The following is a 22,611-nucleotide window of genomic DNA, read 5'->3' on the forward strand; positions in this document are numbered from 1 at the left end:
TTGTTTGTCGTCGAGATTATGACTGCGACTTCACCTGCGGCTCCGACTGCGTCTTGCAGGTCGCGGCCTTCAGCGCCGCGCGGGCTTGCGGCATCAGGCCGGGCTCGGAGGCGAGCGCCTTCATCACGATCAGGCCGGTGGGAGTCGGCGAGTCGATGATCAGGCGGTCGGCCGAGGTAACGTCTTCGTCTTCCGGCAGCTCGGCATGCTGCTCGGCGGTCATCAGATCGAGCTCGATCACCTTGCGGCCGGCGGAGCGATCGTTGATCGCGTAGTAGGCGACTTCGCTGCGGGTGTAGAACGACACCGCGGTGTAGGCTTGGCTCACCGGCACCGCCAGCTTGATCGGGCCCTTCGACAGATCGTAGCGGCACACCGCCATCGCGAACGCCGGATCGAGCAGCGGCAGCGGCGCGTTGTCGGGCGTAATGTCCGGCAACTGGGTCACCGCGTTGACCTGGGTCAGAGGTGCCAGCCGGGCGTAGGCGTCCTGGCCGGCGATCCGCGGCAGCACCAGGACGGTGACGAGATGCACGATGCCGCCGAGGACCAGTCCGGCAATGATGGCGATGGAAAAGCGGATCATGGGCAGCCGATGGTGGCGACCGTCGGCATCGGCGCGTCGCGTTGGGTTCGGGTGGCGATGCCGACCGGGGTATCGTACAGCCGCAGCATCACCCAATAGCGGTCGACGCCTCCGGTCGGCAGCCAGTTGCCGCCGCGGGCACGGGCCGCGATCCGGATGCTGAACTTGCCTTCGGCGTCGCGAATGATCTCTTGGCTGGTGAAGCCGTAGCGCTCCAGCGTATTGGCGACCAGATTGCCCCGCGGATCGTACAGCGTCAGCGTCCAGAACCGCGCGGCGGGAGTGACACCGCTGATTTCAACGTCGCAGCGGCCGTCCAGCGGGCGCTTGTTATCGTCGGTGGTGGCGAGGAACGAGATGCCGTCGCCGGCGCCAACCGGCAGCGCGCCGCTGCGCACGATCGCGGCGCGGGCGTAAGGATCGACCTCGGAGGTGCCGACCCGCGGCCGCGCCGTCCAGGCGCCGATCGTCAGCGTGCCAAAATCGGTGCCGCGCGTCGCGGTGATCCAGGTGGCGCCGATGCCGACGCCGGCGGCGATCAGCAGGGCCAGCAGAGTGAGGACGATCAGGCGCACGTCGCAGCCATCCCCGATGTCATCGTCAGTCGCATCGCCGCGCTCAATTCTTCTGGGCCGCTGCCGGGGCGGAGCCGGGCGACGCCGCCGCCATGCTGTCCGTGAGGCCCACCGTGCCGGTCGATACCTTGCGGCCGGTCGCCGGAGCAGGGGCGGAATCGAGTGCACGGCTGGTATCGTCGAGCATCTTCTCCACCCGCACCAGGATCTCGGCGCCGCGCCGCGTCAGCACCGGTGGCGGAGCCGCTTTCACTTCGGCGCTCTCAGCGCCCGCAGCACGTTCGCCCGGCGTCGCCGGCAGCTTCTCGCCCATGCCGACGCCGGCCAGCTCCTTGACCTCGACGCCCTGATGCGCCGCTACCATGATGTCGTGCCAGGTTTGCGCCGGCAGCGAGCCGCCGGTCATCCGGTTGGTCGGCGAGTAGTCGTCGTTGCCGTACCACACCGCGCAAGCGAAGTTGCCGGTGTAGCCGACGAACCAGGCGTCGCGATAGGCGTTGGTGGTGCCGGTCTTGCCGGCGGCCGGAATGCCGTCGAGCCGCGCGCGCCGCGCGGTGCCCTCGGTGACGACGTGGCTCATCATCCCAGCCATATCGGCGGCGATGTTGGCGGGGATCGCGCGCCGCGGCTGCGGGCCGTCGCGGTCCCAGCGCCACACCAGGTCGCCGGCGCCGGTGCGGATCTCCAGCACCGCATGCGGCTTCACCGCCAGGCCCTTGTTGGGGAAGGTCACGTAGGCGACCGCGTGCTCGACCACGGTGACCTCGGTCGAACCGATCGGCAGCGAGGGGGTGTCGAGCAGCGGTGCAGTGAGGCCGAACCGGCGCGCCACCTCGACGATCTTGGCGCGGCCCTTCTTGGCCGAGTCCCACTGGTTCTTCGGATTGCCGCCGATCGCGATCGACAGCTTCACCGGCACCACGTTGATCGAGCGGGTGATCGCCTGGGTCAGCGTCACCGAGCCGGAATAGGAGTGGCCGTAGTTTTGTGGGCACCAGTTGCCGAGGCAGACCGGGCCGTCGACCACGATCGAGGTCGGCTTGAAGCCGTTCAGCAGCGCCGTGGTGTAAACGTAAGGCTTGAACGACGAACCCGGCTGGCGATAGGCGTCGACCGCGCGGTTGAACTGGCTGGAGCCATAGTCGCGGCCGCCGACCATCGCGCGCACGCCGCCATCGAGATCGGACACTACGGTGGCGGCCTGGGTCGCGTGATAATCGCGGCCGAACTGCCGGAGCTGGTTCTCGATCGCGCTCTCGGCGGCGCGTTGCACGTTCATGTCGATCGCGGTGCGGACCACGAACACGCGCTCGGTGTACGACTTCGGGAAGGTGTCGACGATCTTGCGGACTTCGTCGAACGCCCAATCGAGATAGTAGTTCGGCGAGTTCTCGTCGCGGCGGTCGACCACCGAGGCCGGATTACGACGAGCGCCGAACACCTGGCCCTCGGTCATGAACCCGGCGTCGACCAGATTGTCGAGTACCTGGTTGGCGCGGGCGCGGGCGGCGGGGAGGTTGATGTGCGGGGCGTATTTGGTGGGCGCCTTGAACAGGCCGGCAAGCATCGCCGCCTCCGCGAGGTTCACGTCGCGCACCGACTTGTTGAAATAGAAGTGGGCCGCGCCGTCGGCGCCGAAGGTGCCGCCGCCCATATAGGCGCGATCGAGATACAGCTTCAGGATCTCGTTCTTGGTCAGCCGGGTTTCCAGCCAGATCGCCAGGAACGCTTCGTTGATCTTGCGTTCGAGCGTGCGCTCGTTGGACAGGAACAGGTTCTTGGCGAGCTGCTGGCTGATCGACGAGCCGCCCTGGCGCACGCCGCCGGCCTGGGCGTTGGTCACCAGCGCGCGCAACGTGCCGGCGACGTCGATGCCGAAATGATCGTAGAACCGGCGGTCCTCGGTGGCGAGGGTGGCCTTGATCAGGTTGTCCGGGAAGTCCTCGAGTGGGATCGCGTCGTTGTGCTTGATGCCGCGGCTGCCGATCGGATTACCGTAGCGATCGAGGAAGGTAACGGCGAGGTCGGACTTCTTCAGCCAGTCCTCATCCGAGGTCTCGCGGAATGCCGGCTGCGCCAGCGCCAGCAGCGCGACGAGGCCGAGCAGTCCGATCGAGGCGGCCTCCGACAGCGGCTCGATAAACACCCAGCGCTTCCAGCCGCCGACATAGAAGCGGTCCATATAGGTCGAGAACCGCTCCCACAGCTCTCTGATACCGACCGCCGATGAGAACAGCGTCGAGTCGAGCCGAGCGTCGAGGTCCAGAAACCAATTCCGGATCCGCTGCTTCCAATTGTCTGGCAGAATCTTCGGCACCGGGCTTCTGACCCTTGGGTAACGACGCCGCCTCGGCGCCGGAATGACGTCTTGCGGCAGCGTTGCGGCAAACCAAAGGCGATTCGACGCACTTTAAAGGTCTTCACCTTCTAGCCGAGCGGTGCGGACAAACCAACGGCGTCGCAGGGATTTCAGGCAACGACGAGGCTGGCGAGCAACACGGCTCCGGCTCAGTTTGGATCGGATGTTCTCGAAGAGACCTGCACTTCACGCCATAAATTATTCATTGACGGATAAATCCGAAAATGAATAAATGCGGCATATTGAAATATGATATTGTTGGGGGCGCGCGATGGCGCATCGGGATTGCGAGACGGCAGAGGTGTTGCGGCTGCTGGAGGCCGGGAAGAGCATCCAGATGTTGGCGCCGCGGCGGGTCGGCAAGACCTGGCTGATGCACGAGGTCGAGCGGCAGCTCAAACAGCAGGGATGGCTGACGATCTTCTCCGACGTCGAGGGGATGGCGAGCGAGGAGGAGTTCCTCCGCGATCTCTGCAAGAAGATCGAGGATGCGGGATCACTCGCACAGCGCGCTCGCGGTCAGATCCTGCATCGGCTCAAGCAACTCACCACTGCGAGCATCGAAGGCGGCAATCTGATCGGTGCGATCGGTCGAGTCGACGTCAAGCAATTCTCCGAGGCGTTGGTCGCGTCGTTGCACGACGAGCATCCCAAGGTGCTGATCCTGATCGACGAGATTTCGCTGTTCGTATCGGCGCTGATCTCGAAGGGGCCGGAGGCGGCGCAGGCGTTCTTGTATCACTTGCGCAAGCTGCGCCAGTCCTACCCCAACGTGCGCTGGCTGCTGACTGGATCGATCGGACTCGACGTCGTGGCGCGGCGGCTGGGGCTCGGCGGCGCCCTGATCGATCTCGAGATATTTCCGCTCGAACCGTTCTCCGCGCAGGAGGCTCGTGCGTTCATCGACGCGCTGTGTGCGGATCGCAAGGTGCGGTGGCGGTTCGTCCTCGACGATGCCGGCTTCGATTATCTGGCCGCCGAGCTCGGCTGGCTGTCGCCCTATTATCTCGAATTGATTGCTAATCGGATCAGGCTGTCGCCTAACGATGGCGGAGCGGCGGCCGTTCCGACGAATGCCGAGATCGACCGCGCCTTCGACGAACTCCTCGGGCACGCCTACCGCAATAATTTCGTCGCCTGGGAAGAGCACCTCAACAAGAACTTCCCAAAGCCGGACACCGAAGTTCTGTACGCGATCCTGGGTTGTTGCTGCGGCGATCGATCCGGCGAGATCGCCTCCACCATCCTCGCTAAGGTCAATCAGAAGCATCCAGTTGTCTCGCACCGCGATCTGATGAACCTGATGACCGCCTTGGCCAACGACGGCTTCGTGACCGAGGTCGATGGCCGCTGGCGTTTCCGTTCCGGCCTGCTGCGCCGCTACTGGATCAAGTACATCTGCCCATGACCAACCTCGGCATCGCCATCTATGACCCGCGTCGGCTCGACCCCGAAACCTTCCTCGCAGGGTTCGTGGCCAGGGGCGAGTTCGTCGCCTTCCTGCTCGACAAGCTCCGCTACATGCCGGAGCTCGGCGAGCATTTTCTCATCGTCGGGCCCCGCGGCATGGGCAAGACCAGCCTGTTGCGGCGGCTGGCGATCGGCATCTCGGAGGAGGCCGCGCTGCGCGCGCGATTCATTCCGCTGAGCTTCCGCGAGGAGCAATACAACGTCCGTTCGCTCGACGCATTCTGGCGCAACTGCGCCGAGTCACTTGCCGAATGGTGCGAGGATGGCGGCAGGCAGGAAGCTGCCGACGGCATCGATCGCAGCCTGGGCCGCGCGGAGTGGCACGAGCCGGATTCCGCCGGCGACGCCTTCCTCGCTCTCTGCAAGCAACTCGGCGGCCGGCCGGTACTGTTCGTCGACAATCTCGACCTGATCCTCGACGCGCTGTCGCCTCAGCAGAATTGGAAATTGCGGCGCGCGCTGCAGGCGCCGGGAGGGCCGATCGTATTCGGCGCGGCGACGCAGATGCTGCGGCAGAGCGCCGAGCGAGAGGCTGCGTTCTACGAGTTTTTCCATCCGCACACACTGCACCCGCTGTCCGAAGGCGAGTTGCGGCATTGCATGTACCGCCTGTCGGAGGCGCGCGGCGAATTCGGCCAGCCGGTTCGCGAGGTGCTGGAACGCGAACCCGGCCGGATCACGACGCTGCACACGTTGACCGGTGGCAATCCGCGGGTGCTGACGCTGGTCTACCAACTGCTGGAACGTACCGAGAGCGACAGCGTGTTTCGCGATCTCGAAGTGCTGCTCGATCAGCTGACGCCGTATTACAAGGCTCGGATCGAGGAATACCAAACCGATCTGCAGCGAGCGGTGATCGACGCGGTCGCGCTCAATTGGCATCCGGTCGGCGCCGCCCGACTGAGCGAAGTCACCGCGGTCGAGGTCACTACGATTTCGTCGCAGCTCGCCCGGCTCAAACGCGATGGATTGATCGAAGAGGTCGAAACCTCCGGCGCCCGCGCCGGCTATCAGTTCGTCGAGCGGTTCTTCAACATCTGGTACCTGATGCGGCATGGCAGTCGCCGCACCCGGCAGAAGGTGGCTTGGCTTACCGCGTTTCTGAGCAGTTTCTACGCACCGTCGGAACTGGCGAAGATGAAGGCCGAGGCGATGGCCGCTGAGTGCGCGTCGCTGCATCCGTTCTATCGCGAGGCGCTGGAGGCGGCCGGCGATGAAGGCGAGAGGATGACGCCCGGTGGGCGGTTGTTGCTGGCGGAAAGCCCGCTCGAAGCGCCTTCCCTGGACGAGCCACCCAGATCAGAGGCTGGTTCGGCGCGGGCGGAGATCGACCGGCTGATGATCGAAGCCGATCAACTGGCATCTTCCGGCCGATATGAGGAAGCGCTGACGGTTTGTGACGAGGTTATGAACCGGTTCGGCGCGGCCGAGCAGCCCGAGTTTCGCGTTTGGGTTGCCCGCGCGCTGGTCAATAAGGGGGCCGCGCTTCAACTGCTGGGGCGGAGCGAGGACGCGATTGTGGTCTATGACGATGCGGTGAGCCAGTTCGGCGCGGCGGAGGAGCCAGGGCTTCGCCGTCAGCTCGCCCGCGCGCTGGTCAACAAGGGGGGCGCGCTTAAATCGCTGGAACGGAGCGAGGATGCGATTGCGGTTTACGACGAGGTGTTGAACCGATTCGGCGCAGCCGAGGAGCCCCAGCTTCGCGTGCAGGTCGCCCGCGCGCTGGTCAACAAGGGGGCCGCGCTTCAACTGCTGGGGCGGAGCGAGGACGCGATTGCGGTTTACGACGAGGTGTTGAACCGATTCGGCGCAGCCGAGGAGCCTCAGCTTCGCGTTTGGGTCGCCCGCACGCTGGTCAACAAGGGGGGCAGGCTTGGAGCGTTGGAGCGGAGCGAGGAAGCGATTGCGGTTTACGACGAGGTGTTGAACCGATTCGGCGCAGCCGAGGAGCCTCAGCTTCGCGTGCAGGTCGCCCGCGCGCTGGTCAACAAGGGGGCCGCGCTTCAACTGCTGGGGCGGAGCGAGGACGCGATTGCGGTTTACGACGAGGTGTTGAACCGATTCGGCGCAGCCGAGGAGCCTCAGCTTCGCGTTTGGGTCGCCCGCACGCTGGTCAACAAGGGGGGCAGGCTTGGAGCGTTGGAGCGGAGCGAGGAAGCGATTGCGGTTTACGACGAGGTGTTGAACCGGTTTGGCGCGGCGGAGGAGCCCGAGCTTCGCGAGGCGGTTGCCCGCGCGCTGCTCAACAAGGCGATCACGCTCGGAACATTGGGGCGGAGCGAGGATGCGGTCGCGGTTGACGACGAGGTGGTAAGGCGGTTCGGTACGGCCGAGGAACTCGGGCTTCGCGAGCAGGTCATCCGCGCGCTAGTCAGCAAAGGGGTCGCGCTCGGAACGCTGGGGCGTAGCGAGGAGGCGGTTGCGGCTTGTGACGAGGTGGTGAGCCGGTTCGGTGCGGCCGAGGAGCCCACACTTCGCATTGAATTCGCCCGCGCGCTGGTCAACAAAGGGGTCACGCTCGGAACATTGGGGCGGAGCGAAGAGGCGGTTGCGGTTGACGACGAGGTGGTGAGCCGGTTCGGAGCGGCCGAGGACCCCGCAATTCGCGCTGTTGTCGCTTCCGCGCTTTGCAACAAAGGCGTCACACTCGGAGCTTTGGGGCGGAGCGAAGAGGCACTTGCTGTGTACGAGGACGTGGTGTCCCGGCTGGCTGGGCACGAACAGGCTCAGCTCGGCTGGTTCGTGGCGTTTGCGCTATCGCGTGTCTCGTCTCTTCAGGTGGACCTCGGCCGATTCGACGAAGCAGCACAGTTCGGTCGCCGTACTGTTGAACAATATCCGGGTAACTACGAAGCCTGGTACCGCCTCGGCAACGTCCTCGCCGACCACACCGGCAACCTGGCTGAAGCCGAGGCGGCCTATCGCAAGGCGATGGCGATCGGCGATCCCAGCATGGTGGCGGAGGCCAATCTGGCCTGGTTGCTGATTGACGCCGACCGGCTGTCCGAAGCCGAGCCGATCGTTGCCGCGCTCGACAAGCTCGACCCGGTCGGGCGCGAATTGCTCGATGCCGCGCGGGCGCTCGTGCGTGACAATTTTGGCGAAGCGACGGAACATTTGCAACGCGCACTGAGCGGCGATCAGCAGCAACTCGCCACGGTCTTCTCCGACGATCTGCTGCGGCTGCTGCGGATCGCGGCCAAGCGCGGCTATGGCGACAAGCTGATCGACTGGTTCAAGGAAACCGGCGCGGCGGACCGCCAGGCGCCAGTTCATGCCTCTTTCGTTGCTTTCGTGCGCGGCGAGCGGTTCTTGCTGGACTTCAGCCCGGAAGTCCGTAAACCGGCCGAAAAGATCTTCCGCTGGCTGAATTCGCGTGCGGACCGGTCTCCTGCAACTCCAGATAAGCCCGCGCGGAAGCGTGGACGACCGCGCAAACGCCAGATCGCATGACGAAGCCGCAGAAGCGCTCCGACCAAGACGGTTTCTTCTGGAAGACCAAGACGTTGGAGCAGCTCTCCCCGACCGAATGGGAGAGCCTGTGCGACGGCTGCGCGCGCTGCTGTCTGGAAAAGCTCGAGGACGAAGACACCGGGCGGATCTACTTCACCGAGGTCGGCTGCCGGCTGCTCGATGCGGGCGCCTGCGCCTGCCGGGACTATCCGAACCGGTCGGACCGGGTGCCGGACTGCGTGCGGCTCACCCCGAAAGAGGTGCGCGAGCTGACCTGGCTGCCGCCGAGCTGCGCCTACAAGCTCGTCGCCGAGGGGCGCGACCTGTACTGGTGGCACCCGCTGATCTCCGGCGATCCGAATACCGTCCATGAGGCCGGGGTCTCGGTGCGCGGGCGGGTCGAGCGCACCGAGACCGAGGTCCCGGTCGAGGAGCTCGAAGATCACATCGTGTCGTGGCCGGCGCTGCTGCCCAAGCGCGCCAAGCTCAAGCAACGGCCGAGGTAGCCACCTTATCTTGCTGCCGGCGGCGCCCGCCGCCGCTCTATTGAAGGACTTGCATGACCGCGCTGATCATCATCGCCGTCGCCGGCCTGTGGGCCGGCGTTCAGAACACGCTTGCGGGCGGCGGGTCGTTCGTGACCTTGCCGGCGCTGCTGTTCGCCGGGATGACGCCGCTGTCGGCGAACATCACCTCCACGGTCGCGCTGTTTCCCGGCCAGCTCGCTTCGGGCTACGCCGGCCGCGGCATGGTGCGCGGCGTCGGCGAGGTCAGCTTCCGGGCGCTGGTGTTCACCAGCCTCGCCGGCGGGGCGGCCGGTGCGCTGCTGCTGCTGATCACGCCGCCGACGGTGTTCGCCAAGATGATCCCGTGGCTGGTGCTGTTCGCCACCGCGATGTTCGCGTGGGGCAGCTTCGGCCGCAAACCAAGTGCGCAGGCGCGGCACGTCGGCGCGCCGGTGCTGATCGGCATTCAGTTTCTGATCTCGATCTATGGCGGTTACTTCGGCGGCGGCATCGGCTTTCTGATGATGGCTGCGCTGTCGATCGCCGGCATGACCGCGCGCAACGCCGGCGCCACCAAGAACGCACTGGCGGCCGCGATGAACGCCTCGGCGGTGGCGATGTTCGCGTTCTCGCCCGAGGTGAAATGGCTGGAGGCACTGGTGCTCGCGGTGTCGTCGACGGTCGGTTACTTGCTCGGCGTCTGGGTGCTGCGCCGGGTCAACGAGACCTGGCTGCGGATCGGCGTCGTCGCCCTCGGCATCGCGCTGACTATCGGGCTGTTCTGGCGCCAAGCGTAGCGGATCAATGCCGGTTCGGCTGATCCCGAGCCGACACCAAACTTCATTCTGACTCATCGGTGATGCACGGAGCTTGTTCGCGCTTGCGAACGAGCCCGTCGCGCGTGCCGAAACACGCGCCAACTTATTCGTTGCCAAGGCAACTGATATGTGAGAATTGTTCTGAACAAGAGCGACCCAGTCGCCGGTTCGGGGAGGAGTCATGCTCGGCAGCACAGCGGCCGGCTGTCGCGGAGACGTGTCCGCGATCATGCGCAAGCAGGATGAACGGCGTGCAGCGCCGCGCGGCGGTTCAGGTGGTTTCGCCGGTGACCGCGCCGAGATTGTTGTGCAGCCGGCGCAACAGATCGATCAGGACTTCCTGCTCGTCCGCACTCAGGCACGACATCAGCTTCCGTTCGCGCTCCAGCGCAGCGACGATCACCTTGTCATGGGTGGCGCGACCTTTGCCGGTGAGCGAGATCGAATGCGTGCGGGCGTCGTTCGGATCGACGCGGATGGTGATCAGCCCACGCGACTGCATGTCGGACAGCGTGCGGCTGACCGGTCCCTTGTTGAAGCCGATCACCTGACAGATCCGCGCCGCCGAAATGCCGGGCTCGATCGCCAGCAGCGACATGATCCGCCATTCCGTGACGTTGACGCCGAAATTGCCCTGATAGAACGCCGTGGCGCTGTTCGACAGCTTGTTGGCGATGAAGGTGATGAAGGCCGGAACGTAACGCTCCAGATCGAGCGTGAGGCCTTCGGGGCTCGGCGCGGCCGCGGCAGATCGCCGGGATTTTGGCGGACGGGATGCACCAGTCATGGGGATGTCGGCTGCGAATGCATGCGCCGACATAAGGACATGCCACGGCATTTCACAAGTGGCGATTGAGGAGGACAACATGACCACGGCTCCCTTATCGGTGCCGGTTACCACGCCGTCCCAGCAAGGCGCAGGTATTCCGCATCTGGCTATCGATCCGTTCGCGCTGGACTACTTCGCCGATCCCTATCCGGAGCAGGAGACGCTGCGCGAGGCGGGCCCGGTGGTGTATCTCGACAAGTGGAACGTCTATGGCGTTGCCCGCTACGCCGAAGTTTATGCGGTGCTCAACGATCCGCTCACCTTCTGCTCCAGCCGCGGCGTTGGCCTGAGCGATTTCAAGAAGGAGAAGCCGTGGCGGCCGCCGAGCCTGATCCTCGAGGCTGACCCGCCGGCGCATACCCGCACCCGCGCGGTGCTCAGCAAGGTGCTGTCGCCGGCGACGATGAAGCGGCTGCGTGACGGCTTCGCGGCGGCGGCGGACGCCAAGATCGATGAACTGCTGGCCCGCGGCGGCAATATCGATGCGATCGCCGACCTTGCCGAAGCCTATCCGCTATCGGTGTTTCCCGATGCGATGGGCCTGAAGCAGGAGGGGCGCGAGAATCTGCTGCCCTATGCGGGTCTCGTGTTCAACGCGTTCGGGCCGCCGAACGAACTGCGGCAGAACGCGATCGAACGCTCGGCGCCGCATCAGGCCTATGTGGCCGAGCAGTGCCAGCGGCCGAACCTCGCGCCTGGCGGTTTCGGCGCCTGTATCCACGCCTTCAGCGACACCGGCGAGATCACGCCCGAGGAGGCCCCGCTGCTGGTGCGGTCGCTGCTCTCGGCGGGCCTCGACACGACCGTCAACGGCATTGCTGCGGCGGTGTACTGCCTGGCGCGTTTTCCGGACGAGTTCGCGCGGCTGCGCGCCGATGCGTCGCTGGCCCGCAACGCCTTTGAGGAAGCGGTGCGGTTCGAGAGCCCGGTGCAGACCTTCTTCCGCACCACCACGCGCGAGGTCGAACTCGCCGGAACCACGATCGGGGAGGGCGAGAAGGTGCTGATGTTCCTCGGCTCCGCCAACCGCGATCCGCGGCGCTGGGACGATCCGGACCGCTACGACATCACCCGCAAAACCTCGGGCCATGTCGGCTTCGGTTCGGGCGTGCACATGTGCGTCGGTCAGCTCGTCGCCCGGCTGGAGGGCGAGGTGGTGCTCGCCGCGCTGGCTCGGAAGGTTGCGGCGATCGAGATCGCCGGGCCTTTGAAGCGCCGTTTCAACAATACGCTGCGCGGGCTGGAAAGCTTGCCGATCCAACTGACGCCTGCCTGAGGGGCCCATGATGCCAAGTATCACGTTCATTCTTCCCGATGGCGAACGTCGCACCACCGAGGCCGCAGTCGGCGACACTGCGATGTATGCCGCGCTCAGCCTCGGGCTCGACGGCGTCGTCGCTGAATGCGGCGGCAATGCCGTGTGCGCGACCTGTCACGTCTATGTCGAGCACGGACTCGAGAAGCTGCCTAAAGTCGCCGGCGATGAGGACGATCTGCTCGACGGCACGGCCGCCGAGCGGCTGCCGAACAGCCGGCTGTCGTGCCAGATCAAGCTGTCGTCCGATCTCGACGGCCTGATCTTGCGGATTCCGGATCGTCAGGTCTGAGCAGCGCTACCGTAGGGGGCAACGACCCGCTGCGGCCCACTCAACAAACAATCAAAACACCGAGGGAGAAATCAAATGACACCAACCAAGGGCCTGCTCGGCCTTGCGGCCGCGTGCCTGTTGTGCGGCACTGCCAACGCCGAGATCTCCGGCAATGTCGTGCGTGTCGGCGTGCTCAACGACATTTCCGGCATTTTCCAAGATACCAACGGCATGGGCTCGGTCGAAGCGGCGCGGATGGCGGCCGAAGACTTCGCCGGCGGCGGCAAGAACCTCAAGGTCGAGATCGTCTACGCCGATCACCAGAACAAGGCCGACGTCGGCAACGCCATCGCCCGCCGCTGGCTCGACAACGAGGGCGTCGACGCGATCGTCGACGTGCCGAATTCGGCGGTCGGGCTGTCGATCAACACGCTGCTGCGCGGCACCAAGATGACGTTCCTGGCGTCGTCGACGGCGAGCTCCGATCTCACCGGCAAGGCCTGCTCGCCCAACACCATCCAGTGGGTCAACGACACCTGGGCGACCGGCAACACCACCGCCGCGGCGATGATGCAGCGGGGCGGCAAGGACTGGTACTTCATCACGGTGGACTATGCGCTCGGCAAGGGCATTGAAGCCGAAGCCGCCAAGTACATTGAGGCACATGGCGGCAAGGTGCTCGGCTCGGCCAAGCATCCGCTCGGCACGTCGGACTTCGCCTCGTTCCTGCTGCAGGCGCAATCTTCGAAGGCGGGCGTGATCGGCCTCGCCAATGCCGGCGGCGACACCATCAACAGCGTCAAGCAGGCGGCCGAATTCGGCATTCAGCAGAGCGGGCAGAAGCTGGTCGCGTTCCTCTTGTTCATCAACGATATCCACGGCATGGGCCTGAAGGTGGCGCAGGGCCTGCAGCTGATGGAAGCGTTCTATTGGGACATGAATGACGACACGCGCGCTTTCGCCAAGCGGTTCGCGCAGCGGCCCGGCATGAACGGCAAGATGCCGAGCGGCAACCAAGCCGGCGTCTACGCCTCGACGCTGGCCTATCTCAACGCCGTCGCGGCTACCGGAAGCGATGACGCCAAGGACGTCGTGCCGCAGATGAAAAAGTTCAGCGGCAAGGACAAGCTGTTCGGCGACGTCACCATCCGGCAGGACGGACGCGTGGTGCACCCGATGTACCTGTTCGAGGTGAAGAAGCCGGAGGAGTCGAAGTATCCTTACGACTACTATCGCCTGGTTTCGACCATCGCCGCCGACAAGGCGTTCCGTCCGATCGCGGAAGGCGGGTGTGAGCTGGTGAAGTAGTTAGAAGCCGTTGTCTCTCTACGCCGTCATGGCCGGGCTCGTCCCGGCCATCCACGTCTCGCCACGACGCTATGCCGAAGTTCGTGGATGCCCGGCACAAGGCCGGGCATCACGCGGGAAATTTGAGTCGAGCCTAACCCAACCCTAAGCCGTCATCCCCGCGAAAGCGGGGATCCAGTATTCCAGAACGATTGTCTTGCTCGCCGAGCTAGAGCGGTTCATCGTCTGATTGAACGATCCGACCTTTCCGAAGGCACTGAGTCCTCATCCTGAGGAGCCAGGCGAAGCCGGGCGTCTCGAAGGATGGGGCAACGCATTCCCTGCGTCACATGGTTCGAGACGGCGCTACGCGCCTCCTCACCATGAGGTTGTGCATGCGGCAGGCGGCGTGGATCAGCACTGATTCTATGAAAAACAGAGCTGCTCTAAACAGGCGGCGCTCTGCGATACTGGGTCGCCCGGACGAGCCGGGCGATGACGTCTGTCTGTGTTGAACAACTGTGCCTTTTATCGCGGCTCGGCCCGCTTCGGGCCGATCTGCCAATAAACGACCGCCACCGCAACGGGCAGTGCGAGTGCGATCCAGGAGATCCAGTCCCACAGCCCGTCGCCGAGCAACGCTGTCGTCAGCCCAAGGGCGGTGATGACGCCGATCGCGAGCGGGGCGGCGAAGATCTGCGCGGTGGTGTGCGAGGCTCTGCGGGGCGTGGTCATGCCGGCCTCGCATCGGATGGCGCCGCGGTGCGGCTGCGGACGCTGCCGCCGAAGCGCTGTTTAGCGACCCAGAGATAAAGTCCGGTGATCAGCACGACGATGCAGACGAGGTCGAGCAACCCCCAGACGATCTTGAGTGGCAGGCCACCATAGTCGCCGAAATGCAGTGGCCGCGACATCTGCAGCAGCGTCAAATACCAAGGCATCTGCGGCACCAGCACGGGCACGGTTTGATCGACATCGACCAGCGTCGGGGTGGCGATCAGCGCCGTGAGCGCGGAGTTGCCCTTCATCCAGACCACGAGATGGCGGGGGCTCCCAAAATTCTCCGCGGTCGGCATCGTGATCGAGGAAAGACGTCCCTCCGGCATCGCAGCGCGGACCCGCGCGATCGCCTGATCCAGCGAGGATGGTTGAGCGACCGGCGCACCGCGATACGGTGCCAACAGAGGCGGCAGTACCTGGCCGCGCCAGTAGTCGTACATCGGCATCGCCAGCGTGTTGATCACGCCGGTGCCGCCGACGACGAACAGCCAGACCGTGGTGACGATGCCGAACAGGTTATGCAGGTCGAGCCATTTCAGCCGCCGCGAGCGCTGACGGACGGTGCCGAATTCGAGCCGGCGCATGAACGGCGCATAGACCACGACGCCGGAGACGATCGACACCACCAGCAGTAGGCCCATCGCGCCGAGGAATAGTTCACCGGGCAGCTCCAGCAGCATGTTCTTGTGCAGCAGGAGGATGATGTCCATCACGCCCCGCTGCGGCCGCTCCTCGCCGAGCACCGCCTTGGTGCGGCCGTCCATCACCAGGCGATAGAACTGGCCGCGCACCGGTTTCGGCGTCGGCGACATCGTGACCACAACCGTGTTCGGCTGCTCGTCGCGCCAGGTGACGAACAGCACGTGATCGCCTGGGCGGGCCTGCTGTGCGGCGTGAAGGACGTCGTCGGCCGGCGCCGCCGGCGTGCCGCCCGGGAGCTGCGGCGCCACGAACTGCTGTTCGGTGAACTCCTCGATCTCCTCGTGGAAGATCAACGGCAGGCCGGTGAGGCACAGCATCAGCATGAACAGCATGCTGATCAGCGAGGTCCAGGTGTGGACCTTGCTCCAGATCTTGAGTGCGCGTGTCCCGGTCACCAGCGATAGCTCGCGGTCGCGGTGACCACCCGCGGGGTGATGTACTGACAGCCGCCGGTCACCGTGCACTGCGTGTGGTCGTTATTGGCGATGTTCTTGACGTTGAGCGCCAGATTGATGCCCTTCGGCTGGCGATAATGCAGCCCGGCGTCGAACACCGTATAGGCGTCGTTGGTGAGCGTGTTCAGAATGTCCATGTAGGATTCACCAACGTAGCGGACGCCGGCTCCGAAGCCCCAGCCGGCGAGCGGTCCGCTCTGCAGCGTGTAATCGACGAAGCCCGACGCCATATTGCGGGGGATCTGCACCGGCACCTTGCCGATATCGCCATTGTTGCTCTGGGTGTTCTTGACGTTCTGCAGTGTGTAAGTCGCCAGTACATTCAGCCCCGGCATCGGTTTGGCGAGCAATTCGAGCTCGAGGCCGCGCGAATTCACCTGGCCGGTTTGGATGCTGTAGTTCAGATGCAGCGGGTCGGCCGTCAGCACGTTGTCCTGGGTCAGGTCGAAGACCGCCACGGTGAACAAGAGGTCTCGGTTCGGCTGGAACTTGATGCCGCCTTCGTACTGCTTGCCCTTGGTTGGCTTGAAGGCATTCGAGCTGAAATCGATGCCGGCCGTGGGCAGGAACGATTCGGAATAGCTGACATAGGGGGCAACGCCGCTGTCGAAGACGTAGGTCAGGCCGGCGCGCTTGGTGAAGGCGGTGTCGTCGTTCGGCTGCGGCACGCCGTTCAGGCGGTTGAGGGTGGTCTGCTGGGCGGCATCGTAGCGGCCGCCGAGTGTCAGGATCCAGTTCTGCAGCTTGATCTGGTCTTGCAGATAGATGCCGGCCTGGTTCAGGTTCTGCTTGTAGCTCTGCAGCAGCGTCGTCGGGATCACGATCTGCTGGCCGTAAACCGGGTTGATCCGGCTGAGCGATGGCGCGGTGCCGCCGAACTGATCGCCGCCGAGTTGGAACGCCTGATAATCGGTGCCGATCAGCACGGTGTGCTGCAGCGGACCGGTCCAGGTCTTGGCGATGACGTGGTTGTCGATGTTGAAGCTGTCGGTGGTCTCCAGCACCTTGCGTGAAACCCGCGGAAATACGGTCTGGGTGTCGAGCGGCGTGCCCGCAAAGGTGATGTAGCGATATTCCAGGTCGACATGGCCGTAACGGGCGCGCGAGCGCACGATCAGATCGTCGCTGAAGCGGTGCTCGAACTGATAGCCGATCCGATACTGGGTCTGGTCGAAAGTGTTGTACGACGGATCGCCAAGAAACAGCGGCAGCGCCTTGACGTCGACAATCTTGCCGCCTCGCACGACACCGACCGATACCGGAAACGCGTTGCCGAAGACATCGTGCTGGAAGTCGCTGAGGATCGTCAGCGAGGTGTCGTTGGTGGGACGCCAGGTCACGGCCGGTGCGATATAAGCCCGGTCGTCCTTCACCTTGTCGGAGAATTTGGCGATCTGCGCGTCGGAATCCCGCAGCACGCCGGTGAGGCGATAGAGCAGGGTCTTATCCTTGTCGATCGGGCCGCCGACATCGAACGCGCCCTGCAGCCGGTCGGCGGTGCCGACGAGGCCGACCACTTCGCCGAACGCCTGATCGGTCGGGCGCTTGCTGATCAGATCGATCAGGCCGCCGGGCGGGCTCTGGCCGTACATCACCGAGCTCGGTCCCTTGACGACGTCGACGCGCTGGACGCCGTAGGGCTCATTGCGGAACACCGAGAAATAGGCCGAGCCGTTGGCGGTGTCGCGCAATCCATCGCGGAAATTGGAGAAGCCGTTGGTCTCGAAACCCCGGATACGGGCCTGATCGTAGCGCGGATCGGCGCCGCCGGTCTGCACCGCGACGCCGGCGGTGTATTGCAGCGCCTGCGCGATGGTGTCGACGCCGCGCGCATCGAGATTGTCTCGACTGATCACCGAAATCGACTGCGGCGTTTCGATCAGCTTGGTGTCGGTCTTGGTGCCGCTGGCACTGACGCTGGGGACGAAGCCCGGCACCGGATCTGTGCCGCGTTCGAACACCGCGCGCTGCGTGGGCTGTACCGGTTGTGGTGCTTGCGGGGCGCGCTGGGCCGAGCGGCGCGACGGGCCCGCGGCGGCGCGATTCCGGTCGCGCGCAGGCTGCGCCTGGCGCCGGCTCGCCTCCGGGGCGGCGACTTCGACGGCGGGCAGCTGGGTCGCCTGCGGTTTGGCATCCTGCGCGGCGGCTTGCGCCGAGGGCCACACCACTGGTGAGATCAGCGCGCTCGTCAGCAGCAGCGCGTTGACCAAAGAACTGCGACCGGCATTCACGCCGGCAAAACCCAATTTCATCGCTTGCCCCCAAATCGAGGCGGCGAAGTAATCGGATACGGCAACGTGTATCAACGCTGCTGCGAAGCTTTTGCGCGAAGCCAGTTTGGAATCTATCAAACGATATCAGGCGCTCGCCTGCGAACGATCCTGATGGGCGAGTATCGCGTTGATTCAGTTGAACTGTGCGCGGCGGGACAGAGATGCACGTTACCGCACCATCACTTTTGAATCGCTCAAATCATAGGAGGTGATTGGGGATGACTCGGCGATCGGGCCGAGCGTGACAGGTCGCCGCGATGACTTGCCGGCCGTTTGCCGGCGCAAACCCGGTTTTGCCGGGTCGCGGAATCCGGATAGTCTGTGGCCCGACCCGAGCGTAGGCGGATCTGGCATGGGGCGGATTGCGACCGGAATTGCGCTGATGCTGGTGGCGGCGATTTGGCAATCGCCGGCGCTGGCCGCTGGCGAGCGGTTTCGGCACAGCCTCGATCCTCGCCGGCGCCGACACTAATATGTTCGCCGGCGTCGAGATCGGCGAGCGCGAGGAAGAGGCTGCGGCGCAAGCCGTGCTTGCCAGCGTGCCGCAGGGGCGGACGCTGCGCGATGACGCTGCCGATCTCGGCTGGAGGCCGAACCACAAGTTCAAGGGCAAGCTGATCCTGACCGCTGCCGACGCCGCGCCGGTCGACCTCAACGGTGTGACGATCACCGTCGCGGGCCCGCTGCAGGACGAACTGCAGGCGCTGCAGGACATGCACGATCAGTGGCTGCGGCAACGCAAGGCCGACGGCACCCGTCCCACCGCGTCGGCGATGCTCGCAGCTTTCGTCGACAAATCAGTGCCGAACCTGTCGAGCATTGTGCTGCTCGCCGAATGCGGCGGCAAGACCATGCTGCTGACCGGCGATGCGAGGGGCGACAAGATCATCGAGGGGCTTGAGACCGCCGGCAAGCTGGCCAAGGACGAGAAGCTGCACGTCGATATTTTGAAGGTGCCGCATCACGGCAGCGACAACAATATGGAGACCTCGTTCTTCGAACGCGTCACTGCCGATCACTACGTGTTCTCCGGCAATGGTGATTACGGCAATCCAGAGCGGGCCACGCTGCAGATGCTGCTGGATGCGAGGGGCGTGGCCGACGACTATACGATCCATCTGACCTATCCGATCGAAGAGATCGATGCCGGCCGCGAGGCCGATTGGGTCAAGCAGCAGGCCAAGGAAGCGGGCCGGGCTAAGCCGCCGAAAGGCGGTTTGCGGCCGGATTGGTCGGCCGATGAGCAGGGGCTGGTGGCGTTCTTCGCCAATAACCCGGAGTTGGCTGCCAAGGTGAAGATCGTGTCCGACAACAAACCGCATCTGATCGATCTGCTCGATAAGGTCGCGGTCTGACAGGGCGGTCGGCGCGGCCATACCAGATCGTCGCTGTGCCCGGAGGGACTAAGCCGCCTCCGTAAAACTACGATCGGGACATTCCCGGACTCGGGATTTGCCCAAATAGAACGCACGCTAGAAGTGTGTCACATACTGAACATCCGCGATGCGGTTCGTCGCGGTCCCCTTCCTTGGGGCGTTTCCTCCCTAGACTTGGGCCCGGGCGCCGAATGGCGACCGGGCCTCTTTATTTGTATTTGTCCTTCAATCGCATCGGCGCGCCTGTCTAGAGCGCTTCATCGATTGATTAAGCGAACTTGGCCTTTCCAAGCTCACTAAAGTCCTCATCCTGAGGAGCCCGGCAAAGCCGGGGCGTCTCGAAGGATGAGGAGCCGCAGGGCTTGCGGCACATGGTTCGAGACGGCGCTTCGCGCCTCCTCACCATGAGGTTCTGCAAGCTGCGACCGCTAGGAAGTGCGGTCCTGATTCCGTCGAAATCAGAAATGCTCTAGGTGGGACGAATTCCGCGAGCCCCCAGTACTCTCACGAGGCGAGGCAGCGACGAAATTCCGGCAGCGCACGATGTGTCACTGCCCAGGCCGCATTGTCGACCGCCGCGCCCTGCGACGACAGCTTGGCGATCACCAGCCGATTTTCCGGATCGATGAAGAGATTCTGGCCGTGGATTCCCATCGCGAACATCGCCTTCGGCTCATCGTGAATCACGTACCAGCCGCCGCGATAGCTGAAATTCCGGTACGGGAACAATTTCTGCCACTCGCCCTGCCGCCACGCATCCCGGTCGCCGGCGGTCCATAGATCGTCGATCCATGACGGCGGAACGATCGTGCGGCCGTCACGGTAGCCGTCGTCGAGCATCATCTGGCCGATACGCGCCAAATCGCGCGCCACCATGCTGAAGCCGCCGGTGGCGCGCGCCTGGCCCTGCCGGTCTGTGGTGATCGAGGCAGGCTGTTCGGCGCCGAGCGGCCGCCACAACAGGTCGGAGACCAGCGTGGCAAAGCTGGTACCGGTGGCGCGCTCGATCGCCCAGCCGAGCAGATCGGTGTTGGCGGAGACGTAGCGGAACGGACCGCCATGCGGCTGTGGCGCGATCTTGAGACTGCGATAGAACGCCTTCAGATCGGTCGGCGGCAGGTCCTCAGGCACTGGATCCCAGCCGGCGGCAGCCGCATAAGCGCGCTGGGCGTCGAGGTCGATTTGGATGCCGGTCCGCATGTCCAGCATCTGTCGCAGTGTCGCGCCCTGATAGGCCGTGCCTGCCACTTCCGGGATCAGCGTCGTCACCTCGGCGTCGAGATTAAGGTGGCCGCGCTCGCTCAGGATGCCGGCGATCAGGCCGGTGAGCGATTTCGACGCCGACATGATGATATGCGGCGTCGTGGCGGTGGTGCCGTTGGCGTAGGCCTCGACCGCGATCCTGCCGTCCTTGAGCACGACCAGCGCGTCGGTCTTGGTGGCGGTGAGGAAGCCGTCGAGGTCGAGCGTTCCGCCGCCTTGGGGCCGGACGCGAAAGTCCGCCAAATCGCGCGGTGCCGCGGGCAGGGACCAGATATCGTCAGGCGCGTTGGCGATCGTCTCGGTCGGGATCAGGGCGTCGATGTTGCGGAACGACCAGCGGCTGAACGGCAGCTCGCGCCAGTTGGCGAGCGTCGCGCCGGATGCGTCCTCCGGTGCGGCTAGATCGGAACGGGGCATGCGAACTCCAGGTGGGTACCCGGATGATGTAGGCGCTGGCCGGCCGATGGTCCATGCTGGCGACCCGTCTGCTGCCGGTCGACCAGCTTGACGTCGATTTTATTGTAGATACATTATAATGAGTTGATCGCGATGCGGATTGTCTGGGACGAGTACAAGCGGCTCGTCAATATCGACCGGCATGGGATGGACTTCGCCGATCTCGATGAAGCGTTCTTTGAACGCTCGGCGATCGTTCCAGCAAAGCTCGACCGAATGATCGCGGTCGGAGAATTGTTCAGCGGGGTCATCGTCGTTGTATTTCTCAAGCTCGGCACTGAGGGTGTCAGCGTTATCAGTATGCGTCGTGCAAGTCGCAGGGAGAGGAGACTGATCGATGAGTAAAAGGCTCTCGAAGACGTTTCAGCCCGGCCGAGGTTACAGCAAGCAGGATTGGGACGATGTTGAAAGTCCGGAACTGACAGCGGAGCAGATCAAAGAGCTTCGTCCATTCGCCGAAGTTCTTCCCGATCTCGCCGCTTCGATCCGCCGAGGGCGCGGTCCAAACAAGGCGCCGACCAAGCGACTGGTGTCACTGCGGCTGTCGCCGGAGGTGATCGACACCTACAAGGCCGGAGGCCCCGGCTGGCAGTCGCGGATCGATGCCGATCTGCGTCGTATCAACAAGATCAAGTGAGCCTCATATTTCGTCTCCGAGAGAAGCTCTCGGAGACTGCGGTTTTGACTGTACTCCTACGCTGTCGGCGCGACTTCACAGCCCTTGAAACTTGAACGGCTCCGCCGGCTTGAAGCGATCGTGCACTTCGCCGGAGAAGATGTTGCTCTGGCCGGGGCCGAGGTCGAGCTTCTTCACTGTGCCCTTGTCGGCGGCGAATTCGATCTTGGTGAGATCGACCCAGAACACGTTCGGCGTCAGCGCGGACTCAAAGAAGTACAGTTTGCGCTTGTGGTCGGCGACGCTGCGCCAGCGGGTCGAGGAGATGTTCGGTTGGTCGGGCGTCGAGATGCCGTACGGCACCGACGCATTGCGGATCACGCTGAAAGCGGCGGCGATCGATTCCACCGGGTCGGGCGTTTTCGGAATGGCCCCGACATAGAACGACGCCCGCGCGAAGCGGTCGGCGGCGCGATTGGTGCCCGGCAGCATCACCGTGCCGCCGATCTGCTGCCAGTACGAATAAAGCGCGAGTTGCTGATCGAAGTTCGGCGAATTGGTCATTACCTGGTATTGCCGACCGTGGTGGATCACCTGCTTGCCATCGATATACTCGATGATGGCGCTGTCGCCGGAGGCGTCCGACAGCGATAGGTGAACAGTGGCGAAGCGTTGCTCGCCGGGCATCTTGTCGGTGACGACGGTAAATGGTTCCTTGGCCAGCGCTTCGACCGCGTCGGCGACGGTTGCGAAGTTGTCGAGCGCGTATTGCGGCCACAGGGAGAGTGCCAGTCCTGGCTTGGAACCATTGAACGCCGGATATTGCGATTCCGCCAGCCACAGCACGTTGGCGACCAGCCCGGCCTCGTTGATGCCGTCCGAGGTCGCGACATCGTAGGCTGACGCGATTACGCTGCCGTAGCGTGCGGTCCATTGTGCCGAATTGGGGCCGGCCTCGCCGGAGCGCTTGATGCCGCGGGGAAAGATCCAGAGATTGGTGCCGATGTCACGGGCCCAATCCATCGATCGCGCCGTGATCACCTGATTGTCAGCACCGAGATAAACCAGGCGTGTGCACGCGTCCGCGACCGGCGGCAGTAGCGCCCCCGCGAGAGCCAGGGCGCTGGCGCAGGTGACGAGGAGACGTCGCTTGAATCGCTTCATGCCTGACCTCCGATCCCACCAGCCGTGGGGTGTATTTTGCCACGCGGAACATTC

Annotated in this window: 19 protein-coding genes; 10 read left to right on the plus strand and 9 right to left on the minus strand. The window is 64.4% G+C overall.

The window, feature by feature from the left end:
- Positions 1 to 16: 16 nt before the first annotated feature.
- From RPPS3_RS09370 to RPPS3_RS09380, 3 genes are read right to left on the minus strand one after another with little or no spacing between them, the layout of a single operon-like run.
- A complete protein-coding gene (locus RPPS3_RS09370; protein ID WP_107343832.1) occupies positions 17 to 586 on the minus strand; it encodes a DUF1254 domain-containing protein in 570 nt (189 codons plus the stop codon).
- Positions 583 to 1,161: a DUF1214 domain-containing protein gene (locus RPPS3_RS09375; RefSeq protein ID WP_107343833.1), complete on the minus strand. Its 579-nt coding sequence runs from the start codon at positions 1,159 to 1,161 to the stop codon at positions 583 to 585. The genes RPPS3_RS09370 and RPPS3_RS09375 overlap by 4 nt, the downstream gene beginning before the upstream one ends.
- 43 nt (positions 1,162 to 1,204) lie before the next feature.
- A complete protein-coding gene (locus RPPS3_RS09380; RefSeq protein ID WP_107343834.1) occupies positions 1,205 to 3,478 on the minus strand; it encodes a transglycosylase domain-containing protein in 2,274 nt (757 codons plus the stop codon).
- Between the two features lie 313 nt (positions 3,479 to 3,791).
- Here RPPS3_RS09380 and RPPS3_RS09385 point away from each other — a divergent pair, with 313 nt between their 5' ends.
- Genes RPPS3_RS09385 through RPPS3_RS09410 form a run of 4 tightly spaced genes read left to right on the plus strand, consistent with a single transcriptional unit; the run spans position 3,792 to position 9,746 of the window.
- Positions 3,792 to 4,928, plus strand: a complete 1,137-nt coding sequence (locus RPPS3_RS09385) for an AAA family ATPase (protein ID WP_107343835.1) — start codon at positions 3,792 to 3,794, stop codon at positions 4,926 to 4,928.
- Complete coding sequence (locus RPPS3_RS24470; RefSeq protein WP_159060660.1) at positions 4,925 to 8,443, plus strand: tetratricopeptide repeat protein; 3,519 nt, start codon at positions 4,925 to 4,927, stop codon at positions 8,441 to 8,443. Before RPPS3_RS09385 ends, RPPS3_RS24470 begins: the two co-directional genes overlap by 4 nt.
- Entirely contained in the window at positions 8,440 to 8,949 is a 510-nt protein-coding gene (locus RPPS3_RS09405) for a YcgN family cysteine cluster protein (protein ID WP_107343836.1), read from the plus strand. The genes RPPS3_RS24470 and RPPS3_RS09405 overlap by 4 nt, the downstream gene beginning before the upstream one ends.
- 53 nt (positions 8,950 to 9,002) lie before the next feature.
- Positions 9,003 to 9,746: a sulfite exporter TauE/SafE family protein gene (locus RPPS3_RS09410; RefSeq protein ID WP_107343837.1), complete on the plus strand. Its 744-nt coding sequence runs from the start codon at positions 9,003 to 9,005 to the stop codon at positions 9,744 to 9,746.
- A 292-nt stretch (positions 9,747 to 10,038) separates the two neighbouring features.
- On the opposite strand, the gene RPPS3_RS09415 is transcribed toward RPPS3_RS09410, so the two are convergent.
- The gene (locus RPPS3_RS09415; protein WP_011157376.1) at positions 10,039 to 10,554 is read right to left on the minus strand and encodes a MarR family winged helix-turn-helix transcriptional regulator; all 516 of its coding nucleotides are present in this window, start codon (positions 10,552 to 10,554) and stop codon (positions 10,039 to 10,041) included.
- Between the two features lie 79 nt (positions 10,555 to 10,633).
- On the opposite strand from RPPS3_RS09415, the gene RPPS3_RS09420 reads away from it, so the two are divergent.
- The 3 genes from RPPS3_RS09420 to RPPS3_RS09430 all read left to right on the plus strand — a co-directional run bounded on the left by RPPS3_RS09420 (position 10,634) and on the right by RPPS3_RS09430 (position 13,493).
- On the plus strand, positions 10,634 to 11,872 hold the full coding sequence (locus RPPS3_RS09420; protein WP_107346528.1) for a cytochrome P450: 1,239 nt from the start codon (positions 10,634 to 10,636) through the stop codon (positions 11,870 to 11,872).
- A 10-nt stretch (positions 11,873 to 11,882) separates the two neighbouring features.
- Positions 11,883 to 12,203 (plus strand): 2Fe-2S iron-sulfur cluster-binding protein, encoded by a 321-nt coding sequence (locus RPPS3_RS09425; protein ID WP_107346529.1) that lies wholly within the window; start codon positions 11,883 to 11,885, stop codon positions 12,201 to 12,203.
- A gap of 75 nt (positions 12,204 to 12,278) precedes the next feature.
- Positions 12,279 to 13,493 (plus strand): ABC transporter substrate-binding protein, encoded by a 1,215-nt coding sequence (locus RPPS3_RS09430; protein WP_107343838.1) that lies wholly within the window; start codon positions 12,279 to 12,281, stop codon positions 13,491 to 13,493.
- 507 nt (positions 13,494 to 14,000) lie between these two features.
- Here RPPS3_RS09430 and RPPS3_RS09440 read toward each other — a convergent pair.
- From RPPS3_RS09440 to RPPS3_RS09450, 3 genes are read right to left on the minus strand one after another with little or no spacing between them, the layout of a single operon-like run.
- Positions 14,001 to 14,207 carry a hypothetical protein gene (locus tag RPPS3_RS09440; RefSeq protein WP_012495410.1) on the minus strand — a complete coding sequence of 69 codons (207 nt, stop codon included), beginning with the start codon at positions 14,205 to 14,207 and terminating at the stop codon, positions 14,001 to 14,003.
- The gene (locus RPPS3_RS09445; RefSeq protein ID WP_107343839.1) at positions 14,204 to 15,349 is read right to left on the minus strand and encodes a PepSY-associated TM helix domain-containing protein; all 1,146 of its coding nucleotides are present in this window, start codon (positions 15,347 to 15,349) and stop codon (positions 14,204 to 14,206) included. Before RPPS3_RS09445 ends, RPPS3_RS09440 begins: the two co-directional genes overlap by 4 nt.
- The gene (locus tag RPPS3_RS09450) at positions 15,346 to 17,661 is read right to left on the minus strand and encodes a TonB-dependent siderophore receptor (protein ID WP_107343840.1); all 2,316 of its coding nucleotides are present in this window, start codon (positions 17,659 to 17,661) and stop codon (positions 15,346 to 15,348) included. The genes RPPS3_RS09445 and RPPS3_RS09450 overlap by 4 nt, the downstream gene beginning before the upstream one ends.
- A gap of 494 nt (positions 17,662 to 18,155) precedes the next feature.
- On the opposite strand from RPPS3_RS09450, the gene RPPS3_RS09455 reads away from it, so the two are divergent.
- Positions 18,156 to 19,037, plus strand: a complete 882-nt coding sequence (locus tag RPPS3_RS09455; protein ID WP_199852203.1) for a hypothetical protein — start codon at positions 18,156 to 18,158, stop codon at positions 19,035 to 19,037.
- Between the two features lie 525 nt (positions 19,038 to 19,562).
- Here the strand turns inward: RPPS3_RS09455 and RPPS3_RS09460 are convergent.
- Positions 19,563 to 20,738 carry a serine hydrolase domain-containing protein gene (locus RPPS3_RS09460; protein ID WP_107343841.1) on the minus strand — a complete coding sequence of 392 codons (1,176 nt, stop codon included), beginning with the start codon at positions 20,736 to 20,738 and terminating at the stop codon, positions 19,563 to 19,565.
- 132 nt (positions 20,739 to 20,870) lie between these two features.
- Here RPPS3_RS09460 and RPPS3_RS09465 point away from each other — a divergent pair, with 132 nt between their 5' ends.
- Together RPPS3_RS09465 and RPPS3_RS09470 are read left to right on the plus strand one after the other, a co-directional pair.
- Positions 20,871 to 21,122 (plus strand): BrnT family toxin, encoded by a 252-nt coding sequence (locus tag RPPS3_RS09465; RefSeq protein WP_107343842.1) that lies wholly within the window; start codon positions 20,871 to 20,873, stop codon positions 21,120 to 21,122.
- Positions 21,115 to 21,414 carry a BrnA antitoxin family protein gene (locus tag RPPS3_RS09470; protein WP_107343843.1) on the plus strand — a complete coding sequence of 100 codons (300 nt, stop codon included), beginning with the start codon at positions 21,115 to 21,117 and terminating at the stop codon, positions 21,412 to 21,414. Before RPPS3_RS09465 ends, RPPS3_RS09470 begins: the two co-directional genes overlap by 8 nt.
- A 75-nt stretch (positions 21,415 to 21,489) precedes the next feature.
- On the opposite strand, the gene RPPS3_RS09475 is transcribed toward RPPS3_RS09470, so the two are convergent.
- Entirely contained in the window at positions 21,490 to 22,557 is a 1,068-nt protein-coding gene (locus RPPS3_RS09475; RefSeq protein WP_107343844.1) for a linear amide C-N hydrolase, read from the minus strand.
- Between the last annotated feature and the right edge of the window lie 54 nt (positions 22,558 to 22,611).

The sequence above is a fragment of the Rhodopseudomonas palustris genome, assembly GCF_003031265.1.
GTDB classification, from domain to species: Bacteria; Pseudomonadota; Alphaproteobacteria; order Rhizobiales; family Xanthobacteraceae; genus Rhodopseudomonas; species Rhodopseudomonas palustris_H.